The 19,246-nt window shown below is 70.7% G+C and carries 16 protein-coding genes; 12 read left to right on the top strand and 4 right to left on the bottom strand.

What is annotated here, in order from left to right; translation table 11 throughout:
• Positions 1-10: 10 nt before the first annotated feature.
• Positions 11-211 carry a MerR family transcriptional regulator gene (locus ACIP6U_RS24315; RefSeq protein WP_124000110.1) on the bottom strand — a complete coding sequence of 67 codons (201 nt, stop codon included), beginning with the start codon at positions 209-211 and terminating at the stop codon, positions 11-13.
• Between the two features lie 389 nt (positions 212-600).
• On the opposite strand from ACIP6U_RS24315, the gene iolC reads away from it, so the two are divergent.
• The 9 genes from iolC to ACIP6U_RS24270 all read left to right on the top strand — a co-directional run bounded on the left by iolC (position 601) and on the right by ACIP6U_RS24270 (position 13,923).
• Positions 601-1,551 carry a 5-dehydro-2-deoxygluconokinase gene (gene iolC / locus ACIP6U_RS24310; protein WP_401721397.1) on the top strand — a complete coding sequence of 317 codons (951 nt, stop codon included), beginning with the start codon at positions 601-603 and terminating at the stop codon, positions 1,549-1,551.
• Positions 1,552-1,619: 68 nt separating this feature from the next.
• On the top strand, positions 1,620-2,534 hold the full coding sequence (locus ACIP6U_RS24305) for a deoxyribose-phosphate aldolase (protein ID WP_401721507.1): 915 nt from the start codon (positions 1,620-1,622) through the stop codon (positions 2,532-2,534).
• Positions 2,535-2,541: 7 nt separating this feature from the next.
• On the top strand, positions 2,542-3,357 hold the full coding sequence (gene iolB, locus ACIP6U_RS24300; protein WP_401721395.1) for a 5-deoxy-glucuronate isomerase: 816 nt from the start codon (positions 2,542-2,544) through the stop codon (positions 3,355-3,357).
• Positions 3,354-5,237, top strand: coding sequence for a 3D-(3,5/4)-trihydroxycyclohexane-1,2-dione acylhydrolase (decyclizing) (iolD, locus tag ACIP6U_RS24295; protein WP_401721392.1), 1,884 nt, complete (start codon positions 3,354-3,356; stop codon positions 5,235-5,237). Before iolB ends, iolD begins: the two co-directional genes overlap by 4 nt.
• A 14-nt stretch (positions 5,238-5,251) precedes the next feature.
• A complete protein-coding gene (gene mmsA, locus ACIP6U_RS24290) occupies positions 5,252-6,754 on the top strand; it encodes a CoA-acylating methylmalonate-semialdehyde dehydrogenase (protein ID WP_401721389.1) in 1,503 nt (500 codons plus the stop codon).
• 208 nt (positions 6,755-6,962) lie between these two features.
• Positions 6,963-8,354: an APC family permease gene (locus tag ACIP6U_RS24285; protein ID WP_401721386.1), complete on the top strand. Its 1,392-nt coding sequence runs from the start codon at positions 6,963-6,965 to the stop codon at positions 8,352-8,354.
• Between the two features lie 184 nt (positions 8,355-8,538).
• Positions 8,539-11,295 carry a CocE/NonD family hydrolase gene (locus tag ACIP6U_RS24280; RefSeq protein WP_401721383.1) on the top strand — a complete coding sequence of 919 codons (2,757 nt, stop codon included), beginning with the start codon at positions 8,539-8,541 and terminating at the stop codon, positions 11,293-11,295.
• A complete protein-coding gene (locus tag ACIP6U_RS24275; protein ID WP_401721380.1) occupies positions 11,292-12,155 on the top strand; it encodes an ABC transporter permease in 864 nt (287 codons plus the stop codon). The genes ACIP6U_RS24280 and ACIP6U_RS24275 overlap by 4 nt, the downstream gene beginning before the upstream one ends.
• A gap of 157 nt (positions 12,156-12,312) precedes the next feature.
• The gene (locus tag ACIP6U_RS24270) at positions 12,313-13,923 is read left to right on the top strand and encodes a von Willebrand factor type A domain-containing protein (RefSeq protein WP_401721378.1); all 1,611 of its coding nucleotides are present in this window, start codon (positions 12,313-12,315) and stop codon (positions 13,921-13,923) included.
• 1 nt (position 13,924) lies between these two features.
• Here ACIP6U_RS24270 and ACIP6U_RS24265 read toward each other — a convergent pair whose 3' ends face one another.
• Positions 13,925-14,500 carry a TetR/AcrR family transcriptional regulator gene (locus ACIP6U_RS24265; RefSeq protein WP_401721375.1) on the bottom strand — a complete coding sequence of 192 codons (576 nt, stop codon included), beginning with the start codon at positions 14,498-14,500 and terminating at the stop codon, positions 13,925-13,927.
• 174 nt (positions 14,501-14,674) lie between these two features.
• On the opposite strand from ACIP6U_RS24265, the gene ACIP6U_RS24260 reads away from it, so the two are divergent.
• Both ACIP6U_RS24260 and ACIP6U_RS24255 read left to right on the top strand, forming a co-directional pair.
• Positions 14,675-15,478: an SDR family NAD(P)-dependent oxidoreductase gene (locus tag ACIP6U_RS24260; RefSeq protein ID WP_401721372.1), complete on the top strand. Its 804-nt coding sequence runs from the start codon at positions 14,675-14,677 to the stop codon at positions 15,476-15,478.
• 82 nt (positions 15,479-15,560) lie between these two features.
• Positions 15,561-17,504: an AMP-dependent synthetase/ligase gene (locus ACIP6U_RS24255; protein ID WP_401721370.1), complete on the top strand. Its 1,944-nt coding sequence runs from the start codon at positions 15,561-15,563 to the stop codon at positions 17,502-17,504.
• Between the two features lie 61 nt (positions 17,505-17,565).
• Here ACIP6U_RS24255 and ACIP6U_RS24250 read toward each other — a convergent pair whose 3' ends face one another.
• Both ACIP6U_RS24250 and ACIP6U_RS24245 read right to left on the bottom strand, forming a co-directional pair.
• Positions 17,566-17,976 carry a rodlin gene (locus ACIP6U_RS24250; protein ID WP_124000098.1) on the bottom strand — a complete coding sequence of 137 codons (411 nt, stop codon included), beginning with the start codon at positions 17,974-17,976 and terminating at the stop codon, positions 17,566-17,568.
• Between the two features lie 240 nt (positions 17,977-18,216).
• The gene (locus ACIP6U_RS24245) at positions 18,217-18,630 is read right to left on the bottom strand and encodes a rodlin (protein WP_124000097.1); all 414 of its coding nucleotides are present in this window, start codon (positions 18,628-18,630) and stop codon (positions 18,217-18,219) included.
• Between the two features lie 193 nt (positions 18,631-18,823).
• Here ACIP6U_RS24245 and ACIP6U_RS24240 point away from each other — a divergent pair, with 193 nt between their 5' ends.
• Entirely contained in the window at positions 18,824-19,240 is a 417-nt protein-coding gene (locus ACIP6U_RS24240) for a rodlin (protein WP_401721366.1), read from the top strand.
• Positions 19,241-19,246 lie beyond the last annotated feature (6 nt).

Genomic DNA, 19,246 nt, shown 5'->3' with positions numbered 1-19,246 from the left:
CCTCCTCGGCTCAGTCCTCTCTGCGGCCGCGGTTGCCGGGCCGGGAGGCGACCCAGGTGCGGACCGTGTCGGCGTACCAGTAGGGCTTGCCGCCCTCGACGTGGTCGGGCGGGGGCAGCAGACCGTGCTTGCGGTAGGACCGCACGGTGTCCGGCTGCACCTTGATGTGTGCGGCGATCTCCTTGTACGACCACAGCCGTCGGTCGGTCATGAAACGCACCTCCCTGCGCGCACCGCGGGGGCGGCCGGGAACGGCCGTCGGGGGAGCCGGGCGCTGCGCTGGCGATCACAAAGCCTGTGCCCGCTCAACGACGCAGAGTGATGGCTGGGCAGTGTCTGTGCGCGGGGTGTGACGCAGAACCCGCGTACACGCGACATGTGTGACACGGAGGGGGCGTTTGTGACACGAGTACAGCAAAGGCGCACGCGGGCTCGCGGGCGCGGCGCATTGACACGGGTGTCCGTCCCTCTGCCCGCACCTCCCTTTCCGGCCGAACGGCAAGCGCTGTCGATGACTCGTCCGAATGTCCGGACAAAACATTGACAGGGCTCCGGCTCCGGGGCTACAAACCGGAGGAGAGCCGTGACGAAGGGAAGCCGATGGCGTACGACCTGATCACCATGGGACGGATCGGTGTCGATCTGTATCCGCTGCAGACCGGCGTTCCGCTCCCGCAGGTGACCACTTTCGGCAAGTTCCTCGGCGGTTCGGCGACGAACGTCGCGGTCGCCGCGGCCCGGCTCGGCCGGAACAGCGCGGTGATCACCCGCACCGGCGACGACCCCTTCGGCGTCTACCTGCACGAGGCCCTCCAGGGCTTCGGCGTCGACGACCGCTGGGTGACCCCGGTCCCCGGTCTGCCCACCCCGGTCACCTTCTGCGAGGTCTTCCCGCCGGACGACTTCCCGCTGTACTTCTACCGGCAGCCCAAGGCCCCCGACCTGGAGATCGACGCCCACGAGCTCGACCTCGACGCCATCCGCGACGCCCGCATCTTCTGGGTCACCGGCACCGGCCTGAGCGAGGAGCCGAGCCGTACGGCGACGCTGGCGGCGCTCGCCCACCGGGCCAAGGCGGGTACGACGGTCTTCGACCTCGACTGGCGCCCCATGTTCTGGAAGGACCCGGACTCGGCCCGCCCCTTCTACGAGGAGGCCCTGCGCCACACCACCGTCGCGGTCGGCAACCTCGACGAGGTGGAGGTCGCCACCGGAGTGCGTGAACCGCGGGCGGCCGCGCAGGCGTTGCTGGACGCGGGTGTCGAACTGGCGGTCGTCAAGCAGGGCCCCAAGGGCGTCCTCGCCGTCAACAGCAAGGGCGAGTCGGCCGAGGTGCCACCCCTCCCGGTGACCGTCCTCAACGGACTCGGCGCCGGTGACGCGTTCGGCGGCACCCTCTGCCACGGCCTGCTGGAGGGCTGGGACCTGGAGACGATCATGCGGCACGCCAACGCGGCCGGCGCGATCGTCGCCTCCCGCCTGGAATGCTCCTCGGCGATGCCGACCACCGACGAGATCGACGCCGCCCTCAAGGCCGGAGCGGTGCTGTGAGGGCGGGTCGCGTCCGCGGGGGCGACGACGGGTTCGACGACGAGACCGCGGGCACGGGATGCCTCGGCATGACCGCGGGACCGGCGCGCGCTGCCACGCCCCCGCAGGTCGACGTCGCCGAACTCGTCCGGCTGCGCGCCCACCGCCCCGAGGCCGTCGCGGAGGCCGCCGCCCGCCGGGTCCGCCGCCCGCTGCTGGGCGACTCCGGCCGGCTGATGATCGTCGCCGCCGACCACCCGGCCCGCGGCGCGCTCGGCGTCGGCGACCGCAAGTTCGCCATGGCCAACCGCGCCGACCTGCTGGAACGCCTCTGCCTGGCGCTCTCCCGCCCCGGCGTCGACGGCGTCCTCGCCACCGCCGACATCCTGGACGACCTGCTGCTGCTCGGCGCCCTGGACGACAAGGTCGTCATGGGCTCGATGAACCGCGGCGGTCTCCAGGGCGCCAGCTTCGAACTCGACGACCGCTTCACCGGCCACCGCGCCGAGGACATCGAACGGCTCGGCTTCGACGCGGGCAAGCTGCTGCTGCGCATCGACTACGACGACCCGGGCTCGCTCACCACCCTGGAGTCCACCGCCCGCGCGATCGACGACATGGCCGCGCGCCGACTCCCGCTGTTCGTCGAGCCGTTCATCAGCCGCCGCACCGACGAGGGCAGACTGAAGAACGACCTCTCCGCCGAGGCCGTCATCAAGTCCATCGCCATCTCCTCGGGCCTGGGCGGCACTTCGGCCTACACCTGGCTCAAGCTCCCCGTCACCGAGAACCCCGACGACATGGCCGAGGTCATGGAGACGTCGACGCTGCCCGCCGTGCTGCTCGGCGGCGAGGTCGGCGACGACCAGGACGGGGCGTACGAGAAGTGGCGCGGCGCCCTCCAACTGCCCACCGTGCGGGGCCTGGTGGTGGGCCGTTCGCTGCTGTATCCGGCGGACGGCGACGTGGCCGCCGCCGTGGACACCGCCGTAGGACTGCTGTGAGGGCCGTATGACCGGCAACAGGCTGTACATTCCGCGCGGCTCCACCGCCGACGCCAACTATGTGTTCGACGTCGACCCCAAGCGGGCCGGCTGGGAGTACAGCGGGCTGCGGATCGTCGAGTTGGGCGCGGGCGGCACGCACACCTTCACCACCGGCGACAGCGAGTGGATCGTGCTTCCGCTGCAGGGCGGATGTACGGTGCAAATGGGTACCGATGTGTTTCAACTCCTGGGCAGGGAAAGCGTGTTCGCGTCCGTCACGGACTTCGCGTACGTACCCCGGGACGCCCAGGTCCAGATCGCCTCCGGCGCGGGAGGCCGCTTCGCCCTGGCAGGAGCGAAGTGCGAGCGACGACTCCCCGCCCGCTACGGCCCCGCGCCGGAGGTCCCCGTCGAAGAGCGTGGCAGCGGCACGCAGGTGCGGCACGTCCGCAACTTCGCCTCAGCCGACGCCTTCGAGTGCGACAAGCTGATCGCCGTCGAGGTGATCACACCCGGCGGCAACTGGTCCTCGTATCCGCCGCACAAGCACGACGAGCACCGGCCCGGTGTGGAAGCCGAGTTGGAGGAGATCTACTGGTTCGAGATCGACGGCCCGAACGGTTTCGGCTATCAGCGCGTATCTCCCTCCCGTGAGGGCGGATCCGACGTCCTCGCGGAGGTCCGCTCCGGCGACGCCGTCCTCGTCCCCAATGGATGGCACGGCCCGTCCATCGCCCAGCCCGGTCACGACATGTATTACCTCAATGTCATGGCGGGGCCGGGTGAGACGCGGGAGTGGCGGATCTGCTTCCACCCCGAGCACACGGAGGGTTACCGATGACCTCGACGACGAGGCTCACGGTCGCGCAGGCGCTGGTGCGGTTCCTGGCCGCCCAGTTCACCGAGCGGGACGGCACCCGGCAGCGGCTGATCGGCGCGACCTGGGGCATCTTCGGCCACGGCAACGTGGCCGGGATCGGCCAGGCACTCATCGAGTACGCCGACGACATGCCCTACCACCAGGGCCGCAACGAACAGGCCATGGTGCACGCGGCCGTCGGCTACGCGCGTCAGTCGGGCCGCCTCTCCACCCACGCCGTGACGACCTCCATCGGCCCCGGCGCCACCAACCTGGTCACCGGCGCCGCCCTCGCCACGATCAACCACCTCCCGGTCCTGCTGCTGCCCGGCGACGTCTTCGCCGCCCGACCCGCCGACCCGGTGCTCCAGCAGCTCGAAGTCCCGTACGCGGGCGATGTGTCGGTCAACGACAGCCTGCGCCCGGTGTCCCGGTACTTCGACCGGATCAACCGCCCCGAGCAGCTGATCCCGGCCGCCCTTCAGGCGATGCGCGTACTGACCGACCCGGTGGAGACGGGAGCGGTAACTCTCGCGCTCCCGCAGGACGTTCAGGCCGAGGCCCACGACTGGCCGGACGAGTTCTTCGCCGAACGCACCTGGGTGGTACGCCGTCCGGCCGCCGACCCGGCCGAACTCGCCGAAGCCGTACGGCAGATCAGGTCCGCCCGCCGCCCGCTCGTCGTCGCCGGCGGGGGAGTGCACCACAGCCGCGCCGAGGACACCCTCGCCGAGTTCGCGGCGGCCACCCGCATACCGGTCGCCTCCACCCAGGCCGGCAAGGGCTCCCTGCGCTGGGACCACCCGCAGGACGTCGGCGGCATCGGCCACACCGGCACGGCGACCGCCGACGAACTCGCCCGCACCGCCGACCTGGTGATCGGCGTCGGCACCCGCTACACCGACTTCACCACCGGCTCCGGCACCCTCTTCGCGGGCGACGGCGTCCGCTTCCTCAACCTCAACATCGCGCCCTACGACGGCCACAAGCTCGCCGGCACCCCGCTGATCGCGGACGCCCGCTCCGGCCTGACCGAACTCACCCAGGCCCTCGCCCTGCACGAGCACCGCGTCGCCGACTCCTACGCCGCCGAGTACACCGAGGACAAGGAGCGCTGGGAGCAGCGGATCGACGCCTGCTACGAGGCCGAGGAGCCGGACATCCGGCCCACCCAGCCGCAGGTCGTCGGCGCCCTGGACGCCCTCGTCGACGAGACGGACGTGATCATCAACGCGGCCGGCTCGCTCCCCGGCGACCTGCACAAGATGTGGCGCACCCGCTCACGGGACCAGTACCACCTGGAGTACGGCTACTCCTGCATGGGCTACGAGATCCCGGCCGCGATCGGCGTCAAGCTGGCCGCCCCCGACCGCAACGTCTGGGCGCTGGTCGGCGACGGCACGTACCTGATGATGCCGACCGAGATCGTGACCGCCGTACAGGAGGGCATCGCGATCAAGCTGCTCCTGATCCAGAACCACGGATACGCGTCCATCGGCGGCCTGTCGGAGTCGGTGGGCGCCGAGCGCTTCGGCACCGCCTACCGCTACCCGGCGGACGACGGCACCTTCACCGGCCCCCCGCTGCCCGTCGACCTCGCCGCCAACGTGGCCAGCCTGGGCATGCGCGTCCTGCGCGCCAAGACCGTGGCGGACCTGCGCACGGCACTCGCCGAGGCCCGGGCCGCCGACACTCCCACATGTGTCTACGTCGAGACGCAAACCGCAGACACAGTGTCGGGCGCGCCTCCGGCGCAGGCCTGGTGGGATGTTCCTGTGGCCGAGACCGCGACGCGCGCGTCCGCGGTCAAGGCACGTGAGCTGTACGAACGGCACGTCTCCACCCGACGCCGCCATCTGTGAAGGAGCATCTGGGCATGACGAAGATCGTCAACCACTGGATCGGCGGCAAGACCGTCGAAGGCGCGTCGGGCACCTACGGGCCGGTGACCGACCCGGCGACCGGCGCGGTCACCACGAACGTCGCGTTCGCGTCGGTCGAGGAGGTGGACGCGGCGGTGGCCGCGGCCAAGGACGCGTACGCGACCTGGGGCACCTCCTCGCTCGCCAAGCGCACCACGATCCTGTTCAGGTTCCGGGCGCTGCTGGAGGCCAACCGGGACGCGATCGCCGAGCTGATCACCGCCGAGCACGGCAAGGTCCACTCCGACGCGCTGGGCGAGGTCGCCCGCGGCCTGGAGATCGTCGACCTCGCCTGCGGGATCACCGTGCAGCTCAAGGGTGAGCTGTCGACCGAGGTCGCCAGCCGCGTCGACGTCTCCTCCATCCGCCAGCCCCTGGGCGTCGTGGCCGGCATCACGCCCTTCAACTTCCCCGCGATGGTCCCGATGTGGATGTTCCCCATCGCCATCGCGACCGGCAACACCTTCGTCCTCAAGCCGAGCGAGAAGGACCCCTCGGCATCGATCAAGATCGCCGAACTCCTCGCCGAGGCGGGCCTGCCCGACGGCGTCTTCAACGTCGTCCACGGAGACAAGGTGGCCGTCGACCGCCTCCTGGAACACCCGGACGTCAAGGCCGTCTCCTTCGTCGGCTCGACCCCCATCGCCCGCTACATCCACACCACCGCCGCCGCCAACCACAAGCGCGTGCAGGCCCTGGGCGGCGCCAAGAACCACATGCTCGTCCTCCCGGACGCCGACCTGGACGCGGCGGCCGACGCGGCCGTGTCCGCGGCCTACGGCTCGGCGGGCGAGCGCTGCATGGCCATCTCCGCGGTCGTCGCGGTCGGCTCCATCGGCGACGAACTCGTCGACAAGATCCGCGAACGCGCCGAGAAGATCAAGATCGGCCCCGGCAACGACCCCACCAGCGAGATGGGCCCGCTCATCACGAAGGTCCACCGCGACAAGGTCGCCTCCTACGTCACCGGCGCGGCGGCCGAAGGCGCCGAGGTGGTCCTGGACGGCACCGGCCACACGGTGGAGGGCTTCGAGGACGGCCACTGGATCGGCATCTCCCTCCTCGACAAGGTGCCGACCACCGCGAAGGCCTACCAGGACGAGATCTTCGGCCCGGTCCTGTGCGTGCTGCGCGTGGAGACGTACGACGAGGGCGTGGCGCTGATCAACAGCTCGCCGTTCGGCAACGGCACCGCGATCTTCACCCGGGACGGCGGCGCGGCCCGCCGCTTCCAGCTGGAGATCGAGGCCGGCATGGTCGGCGTCAACGTGCCCATCCCGGTCCCCGTCGGCTACCACAGCTTCGGCGGCTGGAAGGACTCCCTCTTCGGCGACCACCACATCTACGGCAACGACGGCACGCACTTCTACACCCGAGGCAAGGTCGTCACCACCCGCTGGCCCGACCCCGCCGACGCCCCCACCGGCGTCGACCTGGGCTTCCCACGCAACCACTGACGGATTTTTTCCGCCCGCGCCCTGCGATTCCAGTAGGGCGCGGAAGCGCAGCGGCAACAGCCTGTTTCTGACGCATACGACACGTCAATGGCCCTTCATCTACGAAATCCGTAGGTGAAGGGCCATTGACGTGTTGGTTTTCGTCGGGGTTCCATGCAGCACGCCCCAGCTGCCGGAGGCATCCGCCCGAGCCGATCGGAACCGCCGAATGACCGACACGCTTCACCCGCCCCTGGCCGAGTCCACCACGGCCCCTGCTCCAGGACTACGGCGTTCCATCGGCATCGTCGGCGGCACCCTCCTCACGCTCTCCTGCGTCACCCCCGCCTCCACGCTCTTCGTGGTGGTCCCCGACCTCTTCGGCACCCTGGGCACCGCCACCGCCCTGACGATCGCGATCGGCTCGGTCCTCTGCATCGCCGTGGCGTTCTGCTACTCGGAGCTGGGCACCCTCGTCCCCAGCGCGGGCGGCGAGTACGCGATGGTCTCGACGCTGGCGGGCCGACTGGCGGGCTGGCTGGTCTTCGTACTGTCCCTGCTGGTGGTCATGATCGTGCCGCCGGTGATAGCGATGGGCACGGCGGACTACCTGGCGCCGGTGGTGCACCTGAACCCGTCGATCGCCGGCGCGGGAGTGATGCTGCTCGCCACCCTGGCCGGCCTGCTCGACCTGCGCGCCAACGCCTGGATCACCGGCGTCTTCCTGGTCCTGGAGGTCATCGCGGCGGCGGTCGTGGCGGTCCTGGGCTTCGCACACAGCGAGCGGGGCGCGGGCAGCCTGGTGTCGATGCAGGTGGCGGGCGCGGGCGGTCACAAGGACACGGTGACGGCGATGCTGGTCGTGTCGGGCCTGGCGATCGCCCTGTTCGTCACGCAGGGCTTCTCGACGGCGGTCTACCTCTCCGAGGAGCTGGAGAACCCGCGCCGCAACGTGGCCCGCACGGTCCTGGCCACCCTCGCGATCTCGTCGGTGATCATCCTGGTCCCGGTGATCGCGATCACGATGGGCGCGTCCGACCTCTCGGCCCTCTCCGGCGGTGACATCAGCGGCATGGTGACGGCCTGGTCCAACTCCGCCGTCGGCACCTTCGTCAGCCTCTGCGTGGCCCTCGCGATCATCAACGCGGGCATCGTCATGGTCATCCAGAACTCCCGCGTCCTGTACGCCTCGGCCCGCGACAAGGCCTGGCCCGCCCCGATCAACACGGTCTTCTCGAAACTCGGCCGCTTCGGCTCCCCCTGGATAGCCACCCTGGCCGTAGGCATCCCGGGCGCCCTGCTCTGCTTCGTCAACCTGGACACCCTGTACGGCGTAACAGGCGTCTCGGTGACAGGCATGTACCTCTTGGTCGCGACAGCCGCGCTGCTGTCCCGCCGCGGCTCCCACAAACACACCCCGGCCTGGCGGATGCCCCTCTGGCCCGCGGTACCTCTGCTCCTGATCGCGGTCCTGGCATACATCCTGAGCCAACAGGAGGTGTCCTACCTGCTGTGGACAGGCGGAATCACGGCAGCGGCAACGGTGTACTGGGCGCTGTACTTGCGACCGCGCAGGGAGACACGGTGGCTGATCTCACTCCCCGAGGATCAACTGGCGTAAGGGGCGCGGGGAACTGCGCGACCAGCCACATCCAGCCCGCACCCGGCAATCCACAGAAGCTCCCACCCCCTCCCCCGTACACCACTCGCGGTACGACAAAACCACCCCGTACTCCCAGAGAAGGTCCGCACGTTCACCCCGGGGTCCCCTCAAACTGTCAGAGACGCCCCGTACGGTTGAACGCATGGATCTTCGACTCCCCACCCCGCGAGACCTACTGCGAAGGCCGCGCCGCGCACTCGCAGCCGGCGCCGCCATCGCCGTACTCGCGGCAGCGGGAACGTGGACGGCCGTCGCCTCGGACGAGAAGACCCCGGCACACCGGACCGACCGGACCATGTCGATCGACGGCGTCCGCATCGACACCTCGTACTTCACCCCCACCACCGCCGGACGGCACCCCGCCGTGCTCCTCGCCCACGGCTTCGGCGGCAACAAGAACGACGTACGTCAACAGGCCGAGAACCTCGCCGAGGACGGCTACGCGGTCCTGACCTGGTCGGCCCGCGGCTTCGGGAAGTCGACCGGCAAGATCGGCCTGAACGACCCGAACGGCGAGGTCAAGGATGTCTCCAAGCTGATCGACTGGCTGGCCGAGCAACCCCAGGTCCAGCTCGACAAGCCCGGCGACCCGCGCGTGGGCGTCGCCGGCGCCTCGTACGGCGGCGCGATCTCCCTCCTCGCGGCCGGCTACGACAGCCGCGTGGACGCCATCGCCCCGGCGATCACCTACTGGAACCTCTCGGACGCCCTCTTCCCCAACGGCGTCTTCAAGAAGCTGTGGGCCGGCATCTTCGTCAACTCCGGCGGCGGCTGCGACAACTTCCAGCCCGAGCTGTGCCGGATGTACGAGCGGGTCGCGGAGGCGGGCAAGCCGGACGCGCAGGCGCGCGCACTGCTGGACGCCCGCTCACCGTCCGCCGTGGGCACCCGCATCAAGGTGCCGACGCTCCTGCTGCAGGGCCAGACCGACTCCCTCTTCCCGCTCGACCAGGCCGACGCCGCCGCGAAGGCCATCCGCGCCAACGGCGCACCCGTGGACGTCGACTGGATCGCGGGCGGGCACGACGGCGGCGACATGGAGACCGGCCGTGTGCAGTCACGCGTGCGTGCCTGGTTCGACCGCTACCTCAAGGACGACAAGGCCACCGACACCGGCCCGGCCTTCCGCGTCACCCGCACCGGAGGCGTCGACTCCACCGATGGCGCGGCCCTGCTGCGCGGCGCGAGTTCCGACACCTACCCGGGCCTGGAGAGCGGCCGGAAGTCCATCGAACTGACCGGCCGCCGCGAGCAGAGCTTCGACAACCCGGCCGGCGCCAGCCCGCCCGCCGTCTCCGCCCTGCCCGGCCTCGGCGGCGGCGGCCTCGCCCAGCTCTCCTCGCTGGGCGTCGGCGTCTCGCTGGACTTCCCGGGCCAGTACGCGCGGTTCGAGTCGAAGCCGGTCGGCAGCGGCCTGCGCATCACCGGCTCGCCGACGGTCACCGTCCACGTGAAGTCGACCACCGACGACGCCGTGCTCTTCGGCAAGGTGTACGACGTCGGGCCCGGCGGCACGTCTCCCGTACTGCCCTCCCAGCTGGTCACGCCGATCCGCGTCGAGGGCGCCAAGGCGGGCAAGGACGTCACCCTCACGCTCCCGGCCATCGACCACGAGATCGAGCAGGGCCACCGGCTGCGCCTGGTCCTCGCCTCCACGGACCTCGGATACGCCTCACCGACCGCCCCGGCGACGTACACCGTCTCCCTGAAGGGCGACCTGAAGGTGCCGACGGCGCCCGGCGTGACGACCGCCGCCGCCCCGCTCCCGTCCTGGGTGTGGTGGCTGCCGCTGGTCGGCGCGGTGATCGCCCTCGCCCTGCTCCTGTCGGGCCGCCGCCGCACCACCGCGGTGCCCCCGGACCCGGCGCTGGCCGAGGTCCCGCTCCAGATCACGGACTTGAGCAAGCGGTACGCGCGCTCGGCGGACCGGTACGCGGTCCGGGACGTGTCCTTCCGCGTCGAGAAGGGCCAGGTCCTGGGCCTGCTCGGGCCGAACGGCGCGGGCAAGACCACCACCCTGCGCATGCTGATGGGCCTGATCAAGCCGGACGCCGGTGAGATCCGCGTCTTCGGGCACGCGATCCGCCCCGGCGCCCCGGTCCTGTCCCGGGTCGGTGCGTTCGTCGAGGGCGCGGGCTTCCTGCCGCACCTCTCCGGCCGCGAGAACCTGGAGCTGTACTGGGCGGCGACCGGCCGACCCATCGAGGACGCCCACCTGGACGAGGCGTTGGAGATCGCCGGTCTCGGCGACGCCCTGGCCCGTGCGGTCCGCACCTACTCGCAGGGCATGCGCCAGCGCCTCGCCATCGCCCAGGCCATGCTCGGCCTCCCGGACCTCCTCATCCTCGACGAACCCACCAACGGCCTCGACCCGCCACAGATCCGCGAGATGCGCGAGGTGATGATCCGGTACGCGGCCGCCGGGCGCACGGTGATCGTCTCCAGCCACCTCCTGGCCGAGGTCGAGCAGTCCTGCACCCACCTCGTCGTCATGGACCGCGGCCGACTCGTCCAGGCGGGCCCGGTCGGCGAGATCATCGGCTCGGGCGACACCCTCCTCGTCGGCCTCGCGTCCGCCATCGCGGACCCCCTGGTCGAGAAGGTCGCGGCCCTCCCCGGCGTCGATTCGGCAACACGAACAGAGGGCGGCCTGCTGGTACGCCTGGCCCCGACGCCGGCCAGGGGCGCGGGGAACGGCGCGACCAGCCACGACGAACCCGCGGACGGCCACCGACACACCACCCCCCTTCCCGAGCCGCCCGCGCCTCCCCGCACGAACGCGGAGGTCGCCGCGAGTCTCCTCGTAGAGCTGGTGCGCCTGGACGTCCCCGTCGCCTCCCTCGGCCCGCACCGCCGGCTCGAAGACGCCTTCCTCACCCTGATCGGAGGTTCCGCATGAGCACGCTCGTCGAGCGCGCCGAGGTGGCGTCCGGCTACCGGGCCGGCCGCACCCTGCCCCTCCGCGTAGAGCTGGCCCGGCAGTTGAAGCGCCGCCGCACCCTGGTCATGGGCGCGATCCTCGCCGCGCTGCCGTTCGTGCTGCTGATCGCGTTCGCGATCGGCGGCGGGCCGGGCAACGGCAATGGCAACGTGACGCTGATGGACACGGCCACCGCGTCCGGCGCCAACTTCGCCGCGGTGAACCTGTTCGTGTCGGCGGGCTTCCTGCTCGTCATCCCGGTCGCCCTGTTCTGCGGGGACACGGTCGCCTCGGAGGCCGGCTGGTCCTCCCTGCGCTATCTGCTCGCCGCCCCCGTCCCGCGCGCCCGCCTCCTGTGGTCCAAGCTCGTCGTCGCGCTCGGCCTGAGCCTGGCCGCGATGATCCTGCTGCCGGTCATGGCGCTGGCCGTCGGCACGGCCGCCTACGGCTGGGGCCCGCTGGAGATCCCGACCGGCGGCGCGCTGGAACCGGGCACGGCGGCGCAGCGACTGGTCGTGGTGGTGGCGTACATCTTCGTCTCCCAACTGGTCACCGCGGGGCTCGCGTTCTGGCTCTCCACGAAGACGGACGCACCCCTCGGAGCGGTCGGCGGCGCGGTCGGTCTGACCATCGTCGGCAACGTCCTGGACGCGGTGACGGCCCTCGGCCACTGGCGCGACTTCCTGCCCGCGCACTGGCAGTTCGCCTGGGCGGACGCCGTCCAGCCGCACCTGGAGTGGTCCGGCATGATCCAGGGCACCGCGGTCTCGGTAACGTACGCGCTCGTGCTGTTCGCCCTGGCCTTCCGCGGTTTTGCCCGCAAGGACGTCGTCTCCTAGGTCAACGGAGGGTTACCCACCGGTCTCAACGGGCCATGATCGTGGCCTTGTTGAGATCCTTCCGCAACACCCCGTGCCGCACGTTCCGGCTCCCCGCGCCGTCACAGTCACAGATGTCGACGTCAACGGAGCAAGCCGGAGCAAGGGGGAACGGAAGATGGAGTGGTACCGAACACCACGGCCGGGCACACCACGGCCAGGCACCTCACGGCCGGGCACGCCACGCCGCCGCACCCGGCGGCTGGGCACCGCCGTGCTCGCCCTCACCGCGACGGGCAGCCTGCTGCTGACGGCCTGCGGGGGAGGGGACTCCGACGGCAGCAAGTCCTCGGACAGCTCCGACCGCAACGGCTTCCCGGCCCCGGCACCCCTCGCCCCGACGGCCGGGGACGGGAGCCGGCAGGGCGAGCAGAAGGGCGAGGACTCCTTCGCCGCGCCCTCCCCGACCCCCGACTACCTCTCCACCTTCGCCCTCGACGTGGACACCGCCTCCTACGGCTACGCCCGCCGCACCCTCGCCGAAGGACACCGGCCCGACCCCGCGACGATCCGCCCCGAGGAGTTCGTCAACAGCTTCCGCCAGGACTACGAGCGCCCCGACGGGAACGGCTTCACGGTCACCGTCGACGGCGCCCGCACGCAGGACGAGGACTGGTCACTGGTCCGCGTGGGCCTCGCCACCCGCCCGAGCTCACAGACCGGTGAACGCCCGCCCGCCGCCCTGACGTTCGTCATCGACATCTCCGGCTCGATGAGCGAGGAGGGCCGCCTCGACCTCGCCCAGAAGTCCCTCGACACCATGACGGACCGGCTGCGCGACGACGACTCGGTCGCCGTCGTCACCTTCAGCGACAAGGCCGAGACCGTCCTGCCGATGACCCGCCTGGGCGACCACCGCGGCCGGATCCACGACGCGATCGACAGCCTGGAGCCGACCTACTCCACCAACCTCGGCGCCGGCGTCGAGACCGGCTACGACACCGCCGTCGAGGGCCGCCGCGAGGGCGCCACCAACCGTGTCGTCCTCATCTCCGACGCCCTCGCCAACGACGGCGACACCGACCCGGACTCCATCCTCGACCGCATCTCGGACGCCCGCCGCGAGTACGGCATCACCCTCTTCGGCGTCGGCGTCGGCAGCGACTACGGTGACGCCCTGATGGAACGCCTCGCCGACAAGGGCGACGGCCACACCGTCTACGTCTCCGGCGAGGAGGAGGCCCGCAAGGTCTTCTGCGACCAACTCCCGCAGAACATCGACCTCACCGCCCGTGACGCCAAGGCCCAGGTCGCCTTCGACCCCGAGACGGTCGAGCAGTTCCGCCTCGTCGGCTACGACGACCGCCAGGTGGCCGACGACGACTTCCGCAACGACCGTGTCGACGGCGGCGAGGTCGGCCCCGGCCACACCGTCACCGCCCTGTACGCGGTCCGCGTCCGCGAGGGCGCCAGTGGTCACCTCGCCACGGCCACCGTCCGCTGGCTCGACCCCGACACCCGTGACCCGCACGAGAAGTCCGGCGAGCTGGAGACCGACGCGCTCCAGGGCTCCGTATGGAAGGCCGGCCCCCGCTTCCAGGTCGCCGCGGTGGCCGCCTACTTCGCCGACTCCCTGCGCTCCGGCGACGACCGCTGGAACTCGCTCCCCGGCGACCCCGGCCTCGGCGAACTCGAGGACCGCGCCCGCGACTTGGCGGACCGGACGGAGGACAAGGACGTGAAGCGGCTCGCCGACGCCATCGAAACGGCGGACCGCACGGTGCGCTGAGTCAGCCGGCGCCGGGCCGCCGGCCGGCGCCGTACAACAACGTGTCGACGACGAGCGTCGCCAGGGCGTCCGGATCGGGGTCCGGGCGCTCGTCGTCGTGCAGGGCCTCGCCGATCAGGGCGTAGTAGACCCGGCGGACCCACTCCAGGTCCGCGGCCTGGTCGAGCAGACCCTCGGCCTGGGCCCGCCCCAGCAGTTCGACGCAGCGCGCCCCGAGCTGCTCCCAGCCCGCCGCGGCGCCGCCGCCCTGATCGGTCGGCTGCCCCAGGGCATAGCTCCAAGCCCCCTTGATCCGCAGCACGTTGGCGGTGACGCGGTGCAGCGCGATCAGCGGCGGCGTGGTGTCGGGCCGCGCGTCCTCGATGGCCTGGGTGAGCTGCCGTACGGCCGACTCGGCGAGCGCCTCGATCAGCGCCTGCCGGCTGGCGAAGCGCCGATGGACCGTCGTCCTGGCCACCCCGGCGGCCTCGGCGATCTGCTCCATGGACGCGTTCGGATCGGCGGCGAGCACCAGCTCGGCCGCCTCCAAAATCGCGCGCACACTGCGCTCGGCATCGGCCCGCAGCGCTCGGCCCATGGGCACCTCCACTCCGTCGGCTCCTGACCCCCACTGGAGGTAGACGATACGCCGGGGTCGCCGTTCCTCGAATATCTGAGTCAGAGCTGTTGCAGTTAAGAAAATAAACGCTACAGTAGTGTCTTAATTAGAGATTCGACTCGTCTTCACCTCGACCTTCTGAAGGGAAGGGCCATGACCACCACATCCACCGCCCTGATCACCGGCGCCTCCTCCGGACTGGGCGCCGAGTTCGCCGGTCAGCTCGCCGCCCGCGGCCACGACGTGATCCTCGTCGCCCGCTCCCGGGACCGGCTGGAGGAACTGGCCGACCGGCTGCGTACGACATACGGCATCCAGGCACACGTCCTGCCCCAGGACCTCGCCGAGCCCGATGCCGCCGACCGCGTCGCGGAAGCCCTCGCCGCCCGCGGTCTCACCGTCGACCTGCTGGTCAACAACGCGGGCTTCGGCACCTGCGGCCGCTTCGAGGAGATCGACCCACGACGCGAGCACGACGAGATCATGGTCAACGTCCTCGCCCTGGTGGACCTCACCCACGCCGTACTCCCCGGCATGCTGGAGCGCGGCTCCGGAGCCGTCCTCAACGTCGGCTCCACGGCGGGCTATCAGCCCTCCCCGTACTTCGCGGTCTACGGCGCCACCAAGACCTTCGTCCTCAACTTCTCGCTGGCGCTGCGCCAGGAGTACCGAGGCCGCGGGATCAAGGTCACGGCCCTGTGCCCCGGCTCGGTCGAGACGGGCTTCTTCGAGGCGATCGGCACCCGCAGGGCCGCGATGGGCACCCCCACCACCGCGGAACCGGTCGTCCGCGCGGCCCTGCGCGCCCTCGACCGCGACCGCGCGTACCTCACCCCGGGTCTGGGCAACGCGCTGGGCGCCCATCTCAACCCGCGCCGCCCGCGCACCCTGGTGACGGCGATCGGCGAGCGCATCACCCGCAAGGTGCTGGAGCCCGCCGACTCCGCGGCCGCCTGAACCGACCCCGCGGAACCCATTGAATTTTCGTTACGCCCCGGTAAGTTGACCTCCGTTCAGCACCCTGCGACCGGGAGCCGCCATGGGCGTACGCAAGGATCTGAAACGGGCCAAGCAGCGCGCCGACCTGGCCTCCCGCGCCGAGGTCGAGCTGGTCAGGGACGAACACGGCACGGTCCGCGAGGCCCGTACCGCGTCCATGGCTCCCACGCCCACCACCGGCAGCACCGCCGACCTGCCCTTCACCAACGCGGCCGAGGCCCCCGACGCGGTACTCCTGCGCCGCAAGGAGCACGGCACCTGGCGGCCGGTCACCGCGACGGCCTTCGCCCGCGAAGTCACCGCCGTGGCCAAGGGGTTGATCGCGGCCGGCCTCGAACCCGGCGGCCGGGTCGCGGTCATGTCCCGCACCCGCTACGAGTGGACGGTCCTGGACTTCGCGATCTGGGCCGCCGGCGGCCAGACGGTCCCGATCTACGCCACCTCCTCCGCCGAGCAGGTCGAGTGGATCGTCCGCGACTCGGGCACCCGCTTCGTCGTCACGGAGACCGCCGAGAACGCGGAGACGGTGGCGAGGGGCACGACCGACCACGAACACCCGCCGTACACCTGGCAGTTGGACGCCGACGCCCTCGCCGAACTCACCGCCCTCGGCCGTGACCTCCCCGACGAGGAGGTCACCAAGCGCCGTGCCGCCCTGACCCCCGACACCATCGCCACCGTCTGCTACACCTCCGGCACCACCGGACAACCGAAGGGCTGCGTCCTCACCCACGCCAACCTGCACGCCGAGGCCGCCAACACGGTCGAGCTGCTCCACCCCATCTTCAAGGAGGTCACCCGCCAGGTGGCCTCCACCCTCCTCTTCCTCCCCCTCGCCCACATCCTCGGCCGCACCCTCCAGATCGCCTGCCTGATGGCACGCATCGAGACAGGCCACTGCCCGAGCATCAAGCCCGACGAACTCCGCCCCGCCTTCAAGGAGTTCCGCCCGACCTTCCTCGTCGGCGTCCCGTACCTCTTCGAGAAGATCCACGACACCGGCCGCGCCACCGCCGAGAAGATCGGCCGCGGCGCCTCCTTCGACCGCGCGGACCGCATCGGCGTCCGCTTCGGCGAGGCGTACCTGAACAGGTTCCTCGACACGGGCAAGGGCCCCACCCCGCCCCTCTACGCCGCCTGGGCCCTCTACGACCTGCTGGTCTACCGCCGCATCCGCAAGGAACTCGGCGGCCGCATGCGCTACGCGATCAGCGGCGGCTCCCCCCTCGACCGCAACCTCAACCTGTTCTTCTACGCGGCGGGAATCATCGTCTACGAGGGCTACGGCCTGACCGAGACAACCGCCGCCGCCACCATCGTCCCGCCCCTCAAACCCCGCCCCGGCACCGTCGGCCTCCCGGTCCCCGGCACCGCGATCCGGATCGCCGACGACGGCGAGGTGCTCATCAAGGGCGGGATCGTCTTCGGTACCTACTGGAACGACCCGGCGGCCACCGACGCCGTCCTCCAGGACGACTGGTTCGCCACCGGCGACCTCGGCTCCCTGGACCAGGACGGCTACCTCACCATCACCGGCCGCAAGAAGGACATCCTCGTCACCTCCGGCGGCAAGAACGTCTGCCCGTCCGTCCTGGAGGACCGGCTGCGCAGCCGCTCACCGGTCGGCCAGTGCCTGGTCGTCGGCGACAACCGCCCCTTCGTCGCCGCCCTGGTCACCCTCGACCCCGAGGCGGTCGCCCACTGGCTGACGGTCCGCAGGATGCCCGCCGACACCCCGCTGTCCGAGGTGGCACGCGACCCACGGATCCGCGCGGACGTCCAGAAGGCCGTCGACTACGCCAACGAAGCCGTCTCCCGCGCCGAGTCGATCCGCGCCTTCACCCTGGTCGAGGGCGAGTTCACCGAGGAGAACGGGCTGCTGACCCCTTCCCTGAAGGTCAAGCGGCACGCGGTACGGGCGGTGTACGGGGACGCGATCGAGGAGCTGTACGCCAAGCCCGACCAGAAGAAGCGGTCCCGGTAGCGGGCACGGAAAAGCGGGCCGCCGAAGTGCTCGGCGACCCGCTCTCGCGGTGCTGCTGAGGTCAGCTGCCCACGGCGCCGTTGCCGGACAGGACCGGGATGTTGTCCAGGATGTGCGACAGCGGCTCGTCGCCCTTGGCCTGGGTGGAGTTCTCGGTGCACTGCTGGTTCTGCGGGGCCGACAGGACGGGGACGTCCTGGAGGACGGTGACCGGAACCAGGCCGACGATGGAGGCGGCGTTCACCTTGGCCGGCAGGCCGATGCACGGCTTGTTCAGGGTGCCCTGCACGAGCGAGAGCTGGGGGCTCATGTCGCCGTGGGTGGACTGGTTGCCGTAGACCTGCTCGGCGCCGTTGCCATTCGTGGTGGTGACACCGTCGTCGTTGCCGATCGCCAGCGCCTGGGGCGCGGTGGCGGCCGACACACCCGCGACGGAGGCAGCGATCGCGGCGGTCGCCAACAGCTTCTTCATGATTTCGTTCCCTTTCGGAGAGCGGACTCCGTGCAGAGTTTCGGAGAGCGGACTCCGTTGCAGAGCCGCGTGTTGATCAACCCGCGAGAAGTCGTTTGGTTGCGCTTTATGCCCCGATTGGCGCAGCGCACTCGACGGGCGCGCGCCGCACGGAATCAAGACGGAATGCAGAAGGGCATACCGAAGGGCATGCAAAAGGGCCGCCGGGAATTCGGCGGCCCGTTCGCGTGTGCCCAGTGATCAGCTGCCGGCGGAGCCGTTGCCGGACAGGACCGGGATGTTGTCCAGGATGTGCGACAGCGGCTCGTCGCCCTTCGCCTGGGTGGAGTTCTCGACACACTGCTGGTTCTGCGGGGCCGACAGGATCGGCACGTCCTGGGCGACCGTCACCGGCACCACACCGACGAGCGAGGCCAGGTTGCCCTTGACCGGCAGGCCGACACAGGGCTTGTTCAGGGAGCCCTGGATGAGCGCCATCTGGGGGCTCATGTTGCCGTACGTGGCCTGGTTGCCGTAGACCTGCTCGGAACCGTTGCCGTTGGTGGTGGTGACGCCACCGTCGTTGCCGATGGCCAGCGCCTGGGGCGCGGTCGCGGCCGATACACCGGCGACGGAGGCGGCGATCGCCGCGGCAGCCATAACCTTCTTGATCACTTGCGTGGTCCCTTCTGGAGTCACCCCGTCCACCGGAGCGACCTGCACAACTGGCGCTGGGCCGCATGGTTGCTGCCGTTCACTCCAATGGCCCACGTGGAATCCGACCGGGTGAAGTCACGAAACCTATCCGGCCGCCCCTTGTTGAGGTGGAAGCAGGAATGTGTGCTCCCGTCAGGAAAGGACCGGAGAAATGTTCAAGAAGGCAATGGCCGCAGCCGCGGTCGCGGCTTCTGTCGCCGGAGTATCGGCCGCGACTGCCCCCCAGGCGCTGGCCATTGGCAACGACGACGGCGTCACGACCACCAACGGCAACGGCGCCGAGCAGGCTTTTGGCAACGCCAAGACCAAGGGCGCCATGAGCCCGCAGGGCTCGCTCGTGCAGGGCAGCCTCAACAAGCTCTGCGTCGGTCTGCCGGCCAAGGTGAACGCCGCCTCCATCGTCGGCGTCCTGGTCCCGGTCACCGTGCTGCAGGACGTGCCCGTCCTGTCGGCGCCGCAGAACCAGCAGTGCGCGGAGAACTCCACCCAGGCCAAGGGTGACGAGCCGGCGTCGCACATCCTGGACAACATCCCGGTGCTGTCGGGCAACGGCGCCGTCGGCAGCTGACGCGAC

The sequence above is a fragment of the Streptomyces sp. NPDC088794 genome, assembly GCF_044750545.1.
Classification (GTDB): Bacteria; Actinomycetota; Actinomycetes; order Streptomycetales; family Streptomycetaceae; genus Streptomyces.
Note: the sequence above shows the minus strand (reverse complement) of the source record. Positions and strands in the feature narration are given on the sequence as shown.